Annotated in this window: 15 protein-coding genes and 2 tRNA genes; 12 read left to right on the plus strand and 5 right to left on the minus strand. The window is 50.7% G+C overall.

The genetic code is table 11. From position 1 onward, the window contains the following. Positions 1-36: 36 nt before the first annotated feature. Positions 37-906: an alpha/beta hydrolase gene (locus WCT94_RS18070; protein ID WP_336870831.1), complete on the minus strand. Its 870-nt coding sequence runs from the start codon at positions 904-906 to the stop codon at positions 37-39. 266 nt (positions 907-1,172) lie between these two features. Between WCT94_RS18070 and WCT94_RS18075 the strand changes: the two genes are divergently transcribed. Both WCT94_RS18075 and WCT94_RS18080 read left to right on the plus strand, forming a co-directional pair. Beyond that, positions 1,173-1,248, plus strand: a tRNA-Ala gene (locus tag WCT94_RS18075). Positions 1,249-1,295: 47 nt separating this feature from the next. Beyond that, a tRNA-Ala gene (locus WCT94_RS18080) sits at positions 1,296-1,371 on the plus strand. Between the two features lie 176 nt (positions 1,372-1,547). Here the strand turns inward: WCT94_RS18080 and ung are convergent. After that, positions 1,548-2,234 carry a uracil-DNA glycosylase gene (gene ung / locus WCT94_RS18085; protein WP_336870868.1) on the minus strand — a complete coding sequence of 229 codons (687 nt, stop codon included), beginning with the start codon at positions 2,232-2,234 and terminating at the stop codon, positions 1,548-1,550. A 377-nt stretch (positions 2,235-2,611) separates the two neighbouring features. On the opposite strand from ung, the gene grcA reads away from it, so the two are divergent. Beyond that, entirely contained in the window at positions 2,612-2,995 is a 384-nt protein-coding gene (gene grcA / locus WCT94_RS18090) for an autonomous glycyl radical cofactor GrcA (protein ID WP_180743908.1), read from the plus strand. A 69-nt stretch (positions 2,996-3,064) separates the two neighbouring features. Here grcA and srmB read toward each other — a convergent pair whose 3' ends face one another. Then, positions 3,065-4,390 (minus strand): ATP-dependent RNA helicase SrmB, encoded by a 1,326-nt coding sequence (gene srmB, locus WCT94_RS18095; RefSeq protein ID WP_336870834.1) that lies wholly within the window; start codon positions 4,388-4,390, stop codon positions 3,065-3,067. Positions 4,391-4,524: 134 nt separating this feature from the next. Here srmB and trmN point away from each other — a divergent pair, with 134 nt between their 5' ends. Continuing rightward, a complete protein-coding gene (gene trmN, locus WCT94_RS18100) occupies positions 4,525-5,271 on the plus strand; it encodes a tRNA(1)(Val) (adenine(37)-N(6))-methyltransferase TrmN (RefSeq protein WP_336870837.1) in 747 nt (248 codons plus the stop codon). Positions 5,272-5,326: 55 nt separating this feature from the next. Here trmN and nadB read toward each other — a convergent pair whose 3' ends face one another. Next, the gene (gene nadB / locus WCT94_RS18105; RefSeq protein WP_336870839.1) at positions 5,327-6,928 is read right to left on the minus strand and encodes an L-aspartate oxidase; all 1,602 of its coding nucleotides are present in this window, start codon (positions 6,926-6,928) and stop codon (positions 5,327-5,329) included. A 363-nt stretch (positions 6,929-7,291) separates the two neighbouring features. On the opposite strand from nadB, the gene rpoE reads away from it, so the two are divergent. Genes rpoE through rseC form a run of 4 tightly spaced genes read left to right on the plus strand, consistent with a single transcriptional unit; the run spans position 7,292 to position 9,985 of the window. Continuing rightward, complete coding sequence (gene rpoE, locus WCT94_RS18110; RefSeq protein ID WP_005973561.1) at positions 7,292-7,867, plus strand: RNA polymerase sigma factor RpoE; 576 nt, start codon at positions 7,292-7,294, stop codon at positions 7,865-7,867. 59 nt (positions 7,868-7,926) lie between these two features. Next, positions 7,927-8,574, plus strand: a complete 648-nt coding sequence (gene rseA, locus WCT94_RS18115; RefSeq protein WP_336870841.1) for an anti-sigma-E factor RseA — start codon at positions 7,927-7,929, stop codon at positions 8,572-8,574. Beyond that, on the plus strand, positions 8,574-9,536 hold the full coding sequence (gene rseB, locus WCT94_RS18120; protein ID WP_336870842.1) for a sigma-E factor regulatory protein RseB: 963 nt from the start codon (positions 8,574-8,576) through the stop codon (positions 9,534-9,536). Before rseA ends, rseB begins: the two co-directional genes overlap by 1 nt. Further along, complete coding sequence (rseC, locus tag WCT94_RS18125; RefSeq protein ID WP_336870845.1) at positions 9,533-9,985, plus strand: SoxR-reducing system protein RseC; 453 nt, start codon at positions 9,533-9,535, stop codon at positions 9,983-9,985. The genes rseB and rseC overlap by 4 nt, the downstream gene beginning before the upstream one ends. Before the next feature lie 92 nt (positions 9,986-10,077). Here the strand turns inward: rseC and WCT94_RS18130 are convergent, their stop codons facing one another. Next, complete coding sequence (locus tag WCT94_RS18130; RefSeq protein WP_129710148.1) at positions 10,078-10,290, minus strand: hypothetical protein; 213 nt, start codon at positions 10,288-10,290, stop codon at positions 10,078-10,080. Here WCT94_RS18130 and lepA point away from each other — a divergent pair. The 4 genes from lepA (at position 10,282) to era (ending at position 14,937) form a co-directional block, all read left to right on the plus strand. Next, positions 10,282-12,081, plus strand: a complete 1,800-nt coding sequence (gene lepA, locus WCT94_RS18135; protein ID WP_336870848.1) for a translation elongation factor 4 — start codon at positions 10,282-10,284, stop codon at positions 12,079-12,081. The two genes, WCT94_RS18130 and lepA, sit on opposite strands and share 9 nt — an antisense overlap. A 16-nt stretch (positions 12,082-12,097) precedes the next feature. Next, the gene (gene lepB, locus WCT94_RS18140; RefSeq protein ID WP_336870850.1) at positions 12,098-13,063 is read left to right on the plus strand and encodes a signal peptidase I; all 966 of its coding nucleotides are present in this window, start codon (positions 12,098-12,100) and stop codon (positions 13,061-13,063) included. 291 nt (positions 13,064-13,354) lie between these two features. Further along, a complete protein-coding gene (rnc, locus tag WCT94_RS18145; RefSeq protein WP_010280465.1) occupies positions 13,355-14,035 on the plus strand; it encodes a ribonuclease III in 681 nt (226 codons plus the stop codon). Then, complete coding sequence (era, locus tag WCT94_RS18150; RefSeq protein WP_015841243.1) at positions 14,032-14,937, plus strand: GTPase Era; 906 nt, start codon at positions 14,032-14,034, stop codon at positions 14,935-14,937. The genes rnc and era overlap by 4 nt, the downstream gene beginning before the upstream one ends.

Here is a 14,937-nt window from a genome sequence, read left to right on the forward strand (position 1 = left end):
TTTATTGTTTTATCTGAGAACGGTGTTACCTGATAACTATTGACCGGCGATAGCGACCGCTTTGCCGATGGCATCCGGGATCACGTCGCCGTGCCCTTTGCCGGGGAACAGAATAAAGTCAGTTTTTGTGCCTTGTTCGTTGAGCTGTGCGGCCAGCGTTTTTGCTCTTTCCACCATTTTTCTTTGGCTGAGTCGTTCTGCCCGTTTTTCATCGACGGGTTTACCCGCCTGCATTTTGACAGGTTCATCCTCATTTGCCCCTGCTGTGACAGTAATTGACAGCGGTGATGTGGAAAGCAGCGGCGTTCTGGCGGGAATCACAACGCCATTTCCCCACCAGATAGACGGACTGGCGGCAACATAGCGCTGGAAAGATTCGGTGTGATTAAAAAGCGTATAGAGCGTAAACAAACCACCGAAAGAGTGCCCAGTCAACGTTTGTTTTTGCTTATTGACGGCATAGTTCGCTTCAACCCAGGGTTTTACCGTGGATTGCAGAAATTGGTGAAACGCCTCGGCTTCACCGCCTGCAGCAAAATCTGGGTCGGTCATCGTTGTTGGCGGCGTATAGTCACGCGTGCGGGCGGGAACATCGTAAGGTTTATCGATCGGATAACCGATCGCGACGATCAGCGGTGCCGCGCCGTTTTTCGCGTTATAGCTGTTTACGGCAACAGGAAACTGGGCATTGCCATCCAGCATATACAGCACTGGATAGCCACCTTCAGGTGCGGGTTGGCGTGGAAGTGCGATGAAAAGTCGATAATCATGCTGTGCGTCGCTTTTCATCTCGACTTGCCTGATCTCAAATTGAGCTTTTGCTTGTTCGGTAATATCAGGAATGGTTGGCTGTGCCCTAGCGGGCAAAATACCAGACGCAGAGACCATCAGAGAAAATACAATCATAGGAAAATAGCGCATGTGATGGGGCTTATAGTAGAAGACAGAAGCGTAACGTAGAGTGATGATAATAAATCGCGTTATCGTTAGCAGCTTTTTATTGTGCTTGTGGCGGGACAATATCGAAATTGTCGTCTGTTTTTTCTCACCTTTGGCGTCTTTTTCAGCGGTTAATCGGATTACCGGATTTAGCCGTTGACACTGTTAATCGGGTTTCATATTATGCGACGCGTTCGCACAGTACTTGCCTTCACGGTAGTGCTGTAAGATACGGGGCTATAGCTCAGCTGGGAGAGCGCTTGCATGGCATGCAAGAGGTCAGCGGTTCGATCCCGCTTAGCTCCACCAAACACTCCCTCTGTTTGGTTGATTATCACGAACATTCCACATGATGTGGGGCTATAGCTCAGCTGGGAGAGCGCTTGCATGGCATGCAAGAGGTCAGCGGTTCGATCCCGCTTAGCTCCACCAAATTCTCTTATCCTTTCTTATTATCCTGTTCTCTCGATTTATCCCGATTCAATTAACGTCCTTAATTTGTTCAATACGTTTATCAGCGATGACTTGTGGACGGTTCTTTGTAAATGTTTCCTTATAAAGGAGCGTCGGCTGCCCTCATGTCTTGAAGGCAACCAAACCGTCATTGTTTAAGCCTCTTCCGGGAGCCTTGGCGTCCAGTCTATTGGCGACAGACCTTGCTGTTCGAGAAGCTGGTTAGCCTGCGAAAAATGTTTGCAGCCCATGAAACCACGGTGTGCCGATAGGGGGGAAGGGTGCGGCGATTTCAGAATATGGTGGCGCCGTTGGTCAATAATGTTGCCTTTTTTCTGTGCATGCGAGCCCCACAGCAGAAAGATCAGACCTTCCCGTTGCTCATTGAGTGCCGCAATGACGCGATCGGTAAACGTTTCCCAACCCAGATTGGCATGTGAATGTGCCTGTCCGGCTTCAACGGTTAATACCGTATTGAGCAGTAAAACGCCTTGCTCTGCCCAGCTTTGTAGAAAACCGTGTCGTGGAATTTCAAATCCAGGGATGTCGCTCGCCAATTCTTTATAAATATTGGCCAGAGAAGGCGGAGCAGGGACGCCCGGGCGGACAGAAAATGACAGGCCGTGTGCCTGATTCGGGCCGTGATAGGGGTCTTGCCCCAGAATGACGACTTTGACCTGATGCAGTTCAGTAAAGCGGAACGCGTTGAAGACATCCTTCTGCGGGGGATAGATAATCTTACCCGCTGCGCGTTCTTTCCCTACAAATTCAAGGGTATTGATGAAATAAGGCTGCTGCTTTTCTTGTGCCAGCACGTCATGCCAGGTGAGAGAGGTCGCCATCATGCACTCTTCTTTTACAGGTTTAATGGTGTTGTGGGTAGCTTACCGATCTATCGTGTCGAGGTAAAACCGTAACCATTGTTCTCTGGACGAAAAGGATTTTTTTTGAAAAAAAATTGAAAATTTACAAAAATATTTGCAACTTGGTATTTTGGTAAAATTGATATAAAACAATAAATTGCCTTGGTGTGGCGGAGTTGTGAGGTTTTAAAATTGATTTAAGTCAAGGATGTCTGGTTATCAGGCTGGTATATAAGAAGGCAGATACAAACGGTTTTATACGATCGTTACGAAATTTGGCATTTTTCTGCCGATAGCGGTTTTAACTCAGTTAGTTTTTAACTAAGACAATAACACGCCGTTTTACGGAGGCAATTATGGTTACTGGTATTCAAATCACCAAGGCTAACGACAGCGCGCTGATCAATTCTTTCTGGTTGCTGGACGAAGAAAAATCACAGGCGCGTTGCGTGTGTGCTAAATCAGGTTATAGCGAAGATCAAATCGTTCCAGTGAGCGATCTGGGTCAGATCGAGTATCGTGAAATTCCGCTGGAAATCAAACCTGAAGTGCGTGTAGAAGGCGGTCAGCATCTGAACGTGAACGTTCTGCGCCGTGAGACGCTGGAAGATGCCGTTAAGCACCCGGAGAAATATCCACAGCTGACCATCCGCGTATCTGGCTACGCTGTACGTTTTAACTCACTGACGCCAGAGCAGCAGCGCGACGTTATCGCCCGTACTTTTACAGAAAGTCTGTAAGCTGCTGTCCAAGCATTAACAGAAAGGGAGCCGAAGCTCCCTTTTTTACATCTCTGTTTTATATCTCTGTTATTCGCCAGACGGTTCGTCGGTTTTCTGCGTAGGTTGACGACGCTTACCGATATTTTTGCTATCGCGATGGCGAACTTTCACCTTAACCTTTTCTTTTTCCTTCTCTTTTTTCTCTTTCCGCTGAGCCAGCACTTTTTTCGACGGTTTCCCGGTGGTTTTAGCGCTTGGTGCTTTGGTCGTTGGGCGAAGCTCATCAATGACACGCGGTTTTAGCGGTTCATTCAGGTAGCGGCTGATTTTGCCCAGCAGCAGGTGATCGTGCGCTTCGACGAAAGAGATGGCACAGCCTTTACGACCCGCGCGGCCAGTGCGGCCAATACGATGAAGATAGGTGTCCGATGTACGCGGTAAATCGAAGTTAAAGACGTGGCTGACATCGTTAATATCAATGCCGCGTGCTGCAACGTCCGTAGCAACCAGCACGTTGACGCGCCCGTCGCTCAGGCGTTTGATTGCTTCATTACGCTTGGCCTGCACCATTTCGCCTTCGAGATAGCAGGCGGTAATGCCCGCTTCACGCAGCCAGGCAACCAGCTCATGCACGCGCTCGCGCTTGCGCACAAAGATGATGGAACGCGTCACGTCCGGCTGCTTTAACTGATGGCAGAGCAGGGCAGTTTTGTGTTTGACGTCGTCAGCGCGGTAATACCACTGCAGAATTTTTTTACGTTCCCGACGTGATGGATCGGACTCGATTTCAACAGGATCGTTGAGCAGGCGCTCGGCGAAATCTTTGATCGCGTCCCCTTCCAGCGTCGCAGAAAACAGCAGTGTTTGCTTACGCCAGCGGGTTTCCCCGGCGATGTGTTCAATATCCTGAGCGAAGCCCATATCCAGCATTCTGTCCGCTTCATCCAGAATCAGCGTTTCTACTGCGCGGCAATCGAAGTTTTCTTCTTTGATGTATTGCAGCAGACGGCCAGTCGTTGCGACGACGACATCCTGATTTTCACTGAAGACTTCAGCGTGGTTCATGTAGGCTACGCCGCCGGTGATCGTGGCGACATCCAGATGCGTATGTGCAGCAAACGCGCGCGCCTGATCGGCCACCTGCATGGCGAGCTCACGGGTTGGCGTGAGGATCAGAATACGAGGCGGACCTGATTTTTTACGAGGGAAATCGATAAGATGTTGCAAAACCGGCAGCAGATAGGCGGCGGTTTTACCGGTTCCTGTCGGCGCGGAACCCAGTACGTCGCGGCCTTCCATCGCTGGTGGGATTGCCGCAGCCTGAATCGCGGTCGGGCGTTCGTAGCCCATGTCACGCAGGGCGTCTAACAGGCTTTCATCAAGATCGAGCTCGGAAAAATTGGTTACAGTCATGGTCTACCTCTGTTTGGGGCGCCGATTATAGACGCATTGGCCGGGTTCTTCACCTGTTTAAGCAGACAACGGCGCTTTTCCTGTTCTGACGTTTCACCTATGCTACTGCGGTTTGCGTTTGGAATCTTATTTTCATGAGTCATCAGGCTGATAATAAACTGACATTGCGTCGGGATGGATTTACCTTCAAGCAATTCTTTGTGGCGCACGATCGCTGTGCCATGAAGGTGGGAACCGATGGCATTTTGCTGGGTGCCTGGGCGCCGCTGTCCTCAGCTAAGCGGATTCTGGATATCGGCAGTGGTTCCGGCCTTCTCGCGTTGATGTTGGCGCAACGTTCTGAACCGCATGTTCGGATTGATGCCGTCGAACTGGATAGCGCAGCGAGTCAGCAGGCGAAGGAGAACATTGCCGCCTCGCCATGGGCCGACAGAATCGCGGTCTATGCTGAGGATATTATCAGTTTTGCTGAGACACGCAGTGCCGACTATTCGCTGATTATCAGTAATCCGCCTTATTTCCCTCCGGGGATCGCGTGCGGATCGGCCGAGCGTGAGCAGGCGCGTTACACCACCTTGTTAACTCATGAGGCGCTGTTGCGCTGTGCGCATCAACTGCTGATGCCCGAAGGGCTTTTTTGCGTGGTGCTGCCCGTTCAGGTGGCGGAGAAATTTATTCCGCTGGCACTGCAGCATAACTGGTACGTTCACCAGCAGCTTCGCGTATCGGAACAGGAAGATAAACCCGCTCACCGCGTTTTGCTGGCGCTGTCTCGGCAGGAAAGAGAATGTGTGAATGCTTCGCTGGCTATTCGTGATGGAGAAAGACGTTACTCGACGGCTTTCCAACAGCTGACAAAAGATTTTTATCTCTTTATGTAAGTGGCAGACGCCTTGTTGCTGCGTCTGCCTTTGCTGAGCGAATTATTTTTATGAACTACGGCACCAGAATGGTGGGCGTTGGCGCGTCGAACTGTTCTGGGTAGTCCAGGGTATAGTGCAGCCCGCGGCTTTCTTTTCTTTCCAGTGCGCAGCGGACAATGAGTTCGGCGACCTGCACCAGATTACGCAGCTCCAGCAAATTGTTGGAAATACGGAAGTGGGCGTAATACTCATTAATTTCCTGCTGAAGCAGATGGATGCGGCGCTGTGCTCGCTCCAACCGCTTCGTCGTCCGCACGATCCCAACGTAATCCCACATAAACAGACGCAGTTCATGCCAGTTATGCTGGATCACCACCTGTTCGTCGGAGTTGTCGACCTGGCTTTCATCCCAATCCGGTAATTTTTTCACCGTTTTGATTTGCGGTAAACGCTGCAAGATATCCTCGGCGGCTGACCAGCCGTAAACCAGACACTCCAGTAATGAGTTGGATGCCATGCGGTTTGCACCGTGCAACCCGGTATAGCTGACTTCGCCAATCGCATACAGGCCGTCAAGGTCGGTACGCCCGTGCTGGTCGACCATCACACCACCGCAGGTGTAGTGCGCTGCGGGAACGATCGGTATTGCTTCACGCGTTAGATCGATGCCGAGAGATTGCAGCTTTTCATCAATGGTAGGGAAGTGCTGTTTGATGAACGCTTCGGGTTTGTGGCTGATATCCAGATACATGCAGTCTGCGCCGAGCCGTTTCATCTCATGGTCAATCGCGCGGGCAACCACATCACGCGGAGCCAGTTCGCCTCTGGCATCGAAATCGGGCATAAAGCGTGTGCCGTCAGGGCGTTTAAGGTATGCGCCTTCACCGCGCAGCGCTTCCGTCAGCAGGAAATTTCGCGCCTGCGGGTGGAACAGGCAGGTCGGGTGAAACTGATTGAATTCCAGATTCGCCACGCGGCAGCCTGCGCGCCAGGCCATGGCGATGCCATCGCCAGAGGAAATATCGGGATTCGTGGTGTATTGATAAACTTTGGACGCCCCACCAGTTGCCAGAACTACCGTTTTTGCCCGGCAGGATTCGACGCGTTCACGTTCACGGTTCCATATATAAGCACCGACAATGCGGCGAGTACCGGGCAAACCCAGCTTATTTGAAGTAATCAAATCGACGGCGTTGCAGCGTTCCATAATCCGAATATTCGGATGGGATAGTGCTTTCTGCACCAGCGTGTTTTCTACTTCTTTTCCGGTTGCATCCGCCGCATGCAGAATTCGACGATGGCTGTGTCCACCTTCGCGTGTGAGGTGATAGCGTTCTTCACCGCTGGTGCTGGTTTCGGTATCGAATAGCACGCCTTGTTCGATAAGCCATTGCACGCAGTGTTTGGCATTGCTGGCGATAAACTCAACGGCTTCCCGTTCACACAGGCCATCGCCAGCGATCAGGGTATCTTCGATATGGGAGTCAATCGTGTCGGTTTCATCGAAAACGGCGGCGATGCCGCCTTGAGCATAAAACGTTGCGCCTTCGTTGAGTGGGCCTTTGCTTAATACCGTCACGTTGGCCTGAGAAGCCAGACGCAGCGCCAGTGAAAGCCCGGCAGCACCGCTGCCAATGATTAAAACATCACAGACGTATTCAGTGGTCGTTTGCATGGTCGTGTCGTGGATGCAAAAAGAAGAGGAAATTCGATGTTAGCACCCAATGGTTGATTGCTGTATTGGTTTTTAGCCCCCTCTCTACGCTATAAATAAGCGAATAGCGGAACAGGGGGAATCGTGCGAAGACCCCAGATTTATCGTATCATCCTCGAAAGAAGAGCGTAGAGCCTCAGATGATGAGAATGCGTCATGATACGCATCGCAAAGACGAGTAACGGCGCTAAGCAAAAGAAAAACGATGACCTGGAACTTTATTGGATGTCTTGGTTCTAATGAGGAGCTTGCTCTAAACATGACTTATATAGCTGGCAGTACTATTTTACGCGTGGAGAACGGTTTGAGTAGAGATTACCTCGGATGAGCGAGCAACTGGCAGATCAGGTTCTGGTCGAGCGAGTCCAAAAAGGCGATCAAAAATCGTTTAACTTGTTGGTCGTTCGTTATCAGCATAAGGTAGCGAGCCTGGTATCGCGGTATGTTCCTCAGGGTGACGTGCCGGACGTGGTACAGGAATCGTTTATTAAAGCCTATCGCGCGTTAGAGTCATTCCGCGGCGATAGTGCGTTTTATACATGGCTGTATCGTATCGCAGTGAATACGGCCAAGAATTATCTGGTAGCTCAGGGGCGTCGCCCGCCTTCCAGCGACATTGATGCCAATGACGCGGAAAACTATGAAAATGCGGGTGCGCTGAAAGAAATATCGAACCCTGAGAATTTAATGTTGTCAGAGGAATTACGAAGCATCGTTTTCCGCACTATCGAGTCTTTGCCGGAAGATTTACGTTTAGCGATTACGCTGCGCGAATTGGACGGTTTAAGCTACGAAGAGATTGCCGTGATTATGGATTGTCCCGTCGGCACTGTTCGTTCTCGTATTTTTCGGGCACGGGAAGCGATTGATAATAAAGTACAACCGCTTATTCAGCGCTAGCGAGCGTTTTCAGCTATCCGCATGACTAATGATGGATTTGACAAGGTAAGGGTGTCGGTATGCAGAAAGAGAAACTTTCCGCTTTAATGGATGGCGAAGCAGTAGATTCCGAACTGCTAAACGCATTGTCACGGGATGATGCGTTGCAGCAAAGTTGGCAAAGTTATCATCTAATTCGTGATGCGTTGCGTGGTGATGTCAGTGAAAACGTGATTCACCTGGACATAGCTTCTCGCGTTGCCGCCGCAATCGAAAAAGAACCTGTTCGTCTGGTTCCACAAGCGCAGCCTGAATCCCAGCCACAACCTGTCGAGTGGACGAAGATGCCGTTCTGGCACAAAATCCGCCCGTGGGGCAGCCAACTGACGCAAGTTGGTGTCGCCGCCTGCGTGTCTTTAGCGGTGATTGTCGGTGTACAAAATTACCAGCAGGGTAATGCATCCGAACAGGTTGTGGAATCCGGCGTGTTCAGTACCTTACCCGCTATGGGCACCGCCTCTCCTGTGAGCCTTGGCGTGCCGTCAGAAAATGTTGCTCCTCACAGCGGCCAGCAGAAATCCGATATGCAGCGTAACCGCCTTAACGCCATTTTGCAGGACTACGAATTACAGCGTCGGCTGCATGCCGAACACGCTCTGCCGCAGGACGATCAGCAAGCGGCTATTCAGGTTCCCGGCACTCAATCATTAGGAACGCAGCCCCGGTAATGAAGCGTGTTTGGTCCGCCGCCTGTTTTCTGATTGGCAGTCTGTTTTATTCTACTTTCGCCCCGGCTCAGAATGTTGAGCCGGGCGCGTTGCTGCAACAGATGAACAGCGCAGTTCGTTCTCTGAATTATGAAATTTCCTTTATCAACATTACCCTGCAAGGATTCGAGTCGGTACGGTATCGTCATGCCGTGGTCGACAACCGTTCCTTAGCGCAGCTGCTGTTCATGGACGGGCCGCGACGTGAGATCGTGCTGCGTGGTAATGAAGTCAGCTACTTCGATCCCGGTTTTGAGCCATTTACGCTTACCAGCGATCATATCGTTGACTCTCTCCCTTCTCTGGTCTTTGCCGATTTCCAGAAACTATCGCCTTATTATGACTTTATTCCTGCCGACGGACGGGTGCGTATTGCCGATCGTCTGGCATCAGGAATTCGGGTCATTTCACGCGATGGCACACGCTACAGCTATATGGTGTGGATTGATGCGGAATCGAAACTTCCATTACGTATCGATTTACAGGATCGCAACGGTGACAAGCGGTTGGAACAATTCTTAACGACATCGCTGATTGTTGATGATGATGTCGTTAGCGTGATGCGTCCGCTGGAAGGAATCAAACTTCCTCCTGTGTTACCCACGCCTGCCGGGGAAAAAGGTGATTTTATCTGGGAGCCCGAATGGTTGCCTGCTGGGATGAAAGAACTTTCACACAACAAAAAAGTATTGTCAGGTTCGTCCATTCCGATCGAAACTCGTCTGTATAGCGATGGTTTATTCAGTTTTTCCATTAACATTAGCCCGTCTTCTGATGTGAGTGAAGAACAGTCGCTGCTTACGGGGCGACGCTCCATTCATACTGTCATGAAAGGCAACCGCGAAATTACCGTCGTCGGAGATATTCCACCTTCTACGGCTAAACGTGTGGCTGACAGCATTATTTTGAAGGGGCAACCGTGATCAAAGAGTGGGCGACAGTGGTTTCATGGCAGGATGGCATTGCGGAGCTGCGGTGTGAGCCGAGCGCGGGGTGCGGTAGCTGTAAATCCCGCTCGTCGTGTGGAACCGGCTTATTAAGCCAGCTTGGGCTTTCTGCTGAAAATACGCTGTATGTCCCTTACGATCGGCCTTTAGAAGTCGGACAAAAAGTTGAATTGGGGATTTCTGAGGGACGTCTGCTGTTTTCTGCCGCTCTGGTTTACTTCGTTCCGCTGGTCGGGTTGCTGATCGGTGCGGCGATCTGCCAGACGTTATTTGGTACCGATCTGGCCGCTGTCATTGGCGCGTTGTTAGGCGGTGGGCTGGCGTTTATCGGCGTGAAGCGCTGGGCGAAGCAGTTGGGTAAGAATAAACGTTATGAGCCTGTTATCCTGCAAATTGCACTGCCTGGCACGCTGTTACAAAATTGACCTGCTTAACCGCGCGTAACCGTCGCGCGGTGCGGAAACATTGTTCACACGTTTGTGATTTTTCGACACGATGTTTACCACGTAATGACACTTTACTTCCTGCTTTCCTCTCGTTGTTCTGCTATTCCAAATAAAACCGTCATAATCAAAGGGAATGCACCGGACATGACTAGGTTTTCACGCTTCTCGCATGTAGAATGCTGCGATTCAGGTGGAATAACATCGCTGCTGTTTTCACCTATGCGCATGCCCATCGGCAAGAATTTCAGGAATATCAAGGTAGAAAAATTTTTATAATGAAGCATATACGAAATTTCTCCATTATTGCCCATATCGACCACGGTAAATCAACGTTATCTGACCGTATTATCCAGATTTGCGGCGGTTTGACCGAGCGTGAAATGGCTGCGCAGGTTCTGGATTCCATGGATCTGGAACGTGAACGTGGAATAACGATTAAAGCGCAAAGCGTAACGCTGGATTATAAAGCGCAGGACGGCCAAACCTACCAGTTAAACTTCATCGATACACCGGGGCACGTTGACTTCTCTTATGAAGTTTCCCGCTCGCTTGCCGCCTGCGAAGGCGCACTGCTTGTCGTTGACGCCGGGCAAGGTGTGGAAGCGCAAACGCTGGCTAACTGCTATACCGCGCTGGATATGAACCTGGAAGTGGTGCCGGTTCTGAACAAAATCGACCTGCCTGCTGCTGACCCGGATCGTGTTGCTCAGGAAATTGAAGATATTGTCGGCATTGATGCCACCGACGCCGTGCGCTGTTCCGCGAAAACAGGGGTTGGCGTGCCGGATGTTCTGGATCGTCTGGTGCGTGATATTCCGCCGCCGGAAGGTAGTCCTGATGAGCCGCTACAGGCGCTGATTATTGACTCCTGGTTTGATAACTACCTTGGTGTTGTGTCGCTGGTTCGTATCAAAAACGGCACAATGCGCAAAGGCGACAAAATTAAGGTGATGAGTACCGGGCAGGTTTATAACGCTGACCGTCTCGGTATTTTTACACCGAAGCAGATCGACCGTGATGTCTTGAACTGCGGCGAAGTAGGCTGGCTGGTGTGCGCCATCAAAGATATTTTGGGGGCGCCGGTCGGGGATACCCTGACGCTGGCTCGTCAACCGGCTGAAAAAGCGCTGCCAGGCTTCAAGAAAGTCAAACCGCAGGTTTATGCCGGTCTGTTCCCGATTAGCTCCGATGACTATGAGTCATTCCGCGATGCGCTGGGCAAACTGAGCCTCAATGATGCTTCTTTGTTCTATGAACCAGAAAGTTCTACTGCGCTGGGTTTCGGCTTCCGCTGCGGCTTCCTGGGTCTGCTGCACATGGAGATCATTCAGGAACGTCTGGAACGTGAATACGATCTGGATCTGATCACTACGGCACCGACGGTGGTGTATGAAGTTGAGACGACGGCCAAAGAAACCGTTTATGTCGATAGCCCGTCCAAGCTGCCGCCGCTGAATAATATTCAGGAACTGCGCGAACCGATTGCCGAATGCCACATGCTGCTGCCTCAGGAGTATCTGGGCAACGTAATTACGCTTTGTATCGAGAAGCGCGGTGTGCAGACGAATATGGTGTATCACGGAAATCAGGTTGCGCTGACCTATGAAATTCCGATGGCGGAAGTGGTGCTTGATTTCTTTGACCGCCTGAAATCAACGTCTCGTGGTTATGCCTCGCTGGATTACAGCTTCAAACGCTTCCAGACATCAGACATGGTGCGTGTTGATGTATTGATCAATAACGAACGTGTGGATGCGTTGGCGCTGATCACGCACCGCGATAATTCACAATATCGTGGTCGTGAACTGGTCGAAAAAATGAAAGATCTGATTCCGCGTCAGCAGTTTGATATCGCGATTCAGGCTGCGATTGGTAACCATATTATTGCGCGCTCTACGGTTAAGCAATTGCGTAAAAACGTACTGGCCAAGTGTTATGGTGGTGACGTCAGCCGTAAGAAGAAACTGTTGCAGAAACAGAAAGACGGTAAGAAACGTATGAAGCAGGTCGGTAACGTCGAGCTGCCGCAAGAAGCGTTTCTGGCAATTCTGCACGTCGGCAAAGACAGTAAATAAATTCTGAGGAGTTGGCATGGCCAATATGTTTGCCGTAATTCTGGCATTGGTGACGCTGGTCACGGGGATTGTCTGGTGTTTAGAGCGCTTTGTCTGGGCGCCTGCTCGCCGGAAAAAGTTTGCCGCCATGAGCGGTGCCGATTTGGCTGATGGCGCGGTTTCATCGAAAGCCATTCAACAACCCGGCTGGATTGAAACGATCGCGTCCGTGTTCCCAGTTGTGGCTTTGGTATTGGTTGTGCGCTCCTTCATTTATGAGCCGTTTCAAATTCCATCAGGTTCGATGATGCCGACGCTGTTGATCGGTGACTTTATTCTGGTAGAAAAATTTGCCTATGGCATTAAAGAACCCTTCACGCAAAAAACGCTGATCGAAACGGGGCGCCCGAAGCGTGGCGACGTGGTGGTGTTTAAATACCCGTCCGATCCTAAAGTGGACTTCATCAAACGTGTGGTGGGCGTACCGGGCGATCGCGTCAGCTATAACCCGATGACCAAGCAGGTGACGATTCGTCCATCCTGTCAGGGACAACAGGCGTGCGACACGGCGCTGGCGGTCACATACAGTAACGTACAGCCTAGCGATTTTGTTCAGACCTTTAACCAACCTGGATTGGAATCGCGCAGCGGTTTTTATCAGGTTCCGGCTAATGACAACAGTGTGGATGGCGTCCGCATGGGCACTCGCAAAGAATCACTGGGCAATGTAACGCATAATATTCTCTTGGTGCCGGGCCAGCAGGATCAACTCGGTGGTTATTACCAGCAATCGCAGCAGCAGCTTGCAACATGGGTTGTTCCCGCAGGGCACTACTTCATGATGGGTGATAACCGCGACAACAGTCTGGATAGCCGCTACTGGGGCTTTGTGCCGGAGAGAAATCTGGTCGGTAAAGCCACCGCTATCTGGATGAGTTTTGAGAAGCAGGAAGGTGAATGGCCTACTGGAGTGCGTTTGAGTCGCATTGGCGGTATTCATTAATCGAAGTAAGCATTCACCAAAATAAGATACAGGCAGCATTCTGTTGCTGTCCGTTGTAGAATATTTTTTGAAACGCTCTTTTTGAAAGAACATGCCCTAAATAATGCGAGTTGCAGAGCAAAATGTGTCCGTTTGCACAACGCTAACGGACAGGCAACGCGAAGTATGATGGGCAGAAAGGCAGGCTCCCTTGCGGGAGCCAATGCAAACGAAACAGTTTTGACCGAATTGGTAAGCAGGGCTGTTCCGTATGCTGCTGTTTTTGACGCATCGTTGATCTATTGGTAACACATGAATCCCATCCTGATAAATCGTTTACAAAGAAAGCTGGGCTATACTTTTCAGCAGTACGAGCTTTTGTTACAGGCGTTGACGCATCGTAGCGCCAGCAGCAAACACAATGAAAGACTCGAATTCCTGGGTGATTCCATCCTGAGTTTTGTGATCGCCAATGCGCTGTATCATCGTTTTCCCAAGGTTGATGAAGGGGATATGAGCCGGATGCGGGCGACGCTGGTGCGGGGAAATACGCTGGCGGAAATCGCACGTGAATTCGAACTGGGAGAGTGCCTGCGCCTCGGCCCTGGCGAATTAAAGAGCGGCGGCTTCCGTCGCGAATCGATTCTGGCTGATACGGTTGAAGCGCTGATCGGCGGCATTTTCCTCGATAGCGATATTCAGACTATCGAACGTTTGATCCTCAACTGGTATCAAACGCGGTTGGATGAAATCAGTCCCGGCGATAAGCAAAAAGATCCGAAAACGCGGTTGCAGGAGTTTCTGCAAGGGCGTCACCTACCTCTACCAACCTATCTGGTGGTGCAGGTTCGTGGGGAAGCACACGATCAGGAGTTTACTATCCACTGTCAGGTGAGCGGCTTTAGCGAGTCGGTCATTGGTACAGGATCGAGCCGTCGTAAAGCCGAACAGGCTGCGGCTGAACAAGCGTTGAAAAAACTGGAGCTTGAATGAGCGAAGTACAGACACACTGCGGTTTTATCGCGATTGTTGGTCGACCAAACGTTGGTAAATCGACGTTATTGAATCAATTACTGGGGCAGAAGATCTCCATTACGTCACGTAAGCCCCAGACGACGCGGCACCGCATTATGGGCATTCACACTGAAGGGCCTTATCAGGCTATTTATGTGGATACGCCGGGATTGCACATTGAAGAAAAACGGGCGATTAACCGCCTGATGAACCGCGCTGCCAGCAGTTCAATTGGTGACGTTGAGCTGATCATTTTCGTTGTTGAAGGTACACACTGGAACGACGACGATGAAATGGTATTGAACAAGCTGCGCGATCAAAAACTCCCCGTGCTGTTAGCGATCAATAAAGTCGATAACGTCACGGATAAAACCAAGCTGCTGCCGCATATCCAGTTCCTCAGTCAGCAGATGGACTTCCTTGACGTCGTTCCGATCTCCGCTGAGAAGGGCACGAATGTCGATACGATTGCCAGCATTGTGCGTAAGCACTTACCGCAGGCAACGCACCACTTCCCGGAAGATTACATTACCGATCGTTCGCAGCGCTTTATGGCATCGGAAATTATCCGCGAAAAACTGATGCGCTTCCTGGGTGAAGAATTGCCGTATTCCGTCACGGTCGAAATCGAGCGTTTCGTGACTAACGAGCGCGGCGGTTATGACATCAACGGCCTGATTCTGGTTGAGCGTGAAGGCCAGAAGAAGATGGTCATTGGTAACAAAGGTGCCAAAATTAAAACCATTGGTATCGAGTCTCGTCAGGATATGGAAGAGATGTTCGAGGCCAAAGTGCACCTTGAGCTGTGGGTTAAAGTGAAATCCGGCTGGGCAGATGACGAACGTGCCCTGCGCAGCCTGGGTTATAGCGAAGATCTGTAA

The sequence above is a fragment of the Pectobacterium sp. 1950-15 genome (genome assembly GCF_037136835.1).
Classification (GTDB): Bacteria; Pseudomonadota; Gammaproteobacteria; order Enterobacterales; family Enterobacteriaceae; genus Pectobacterium.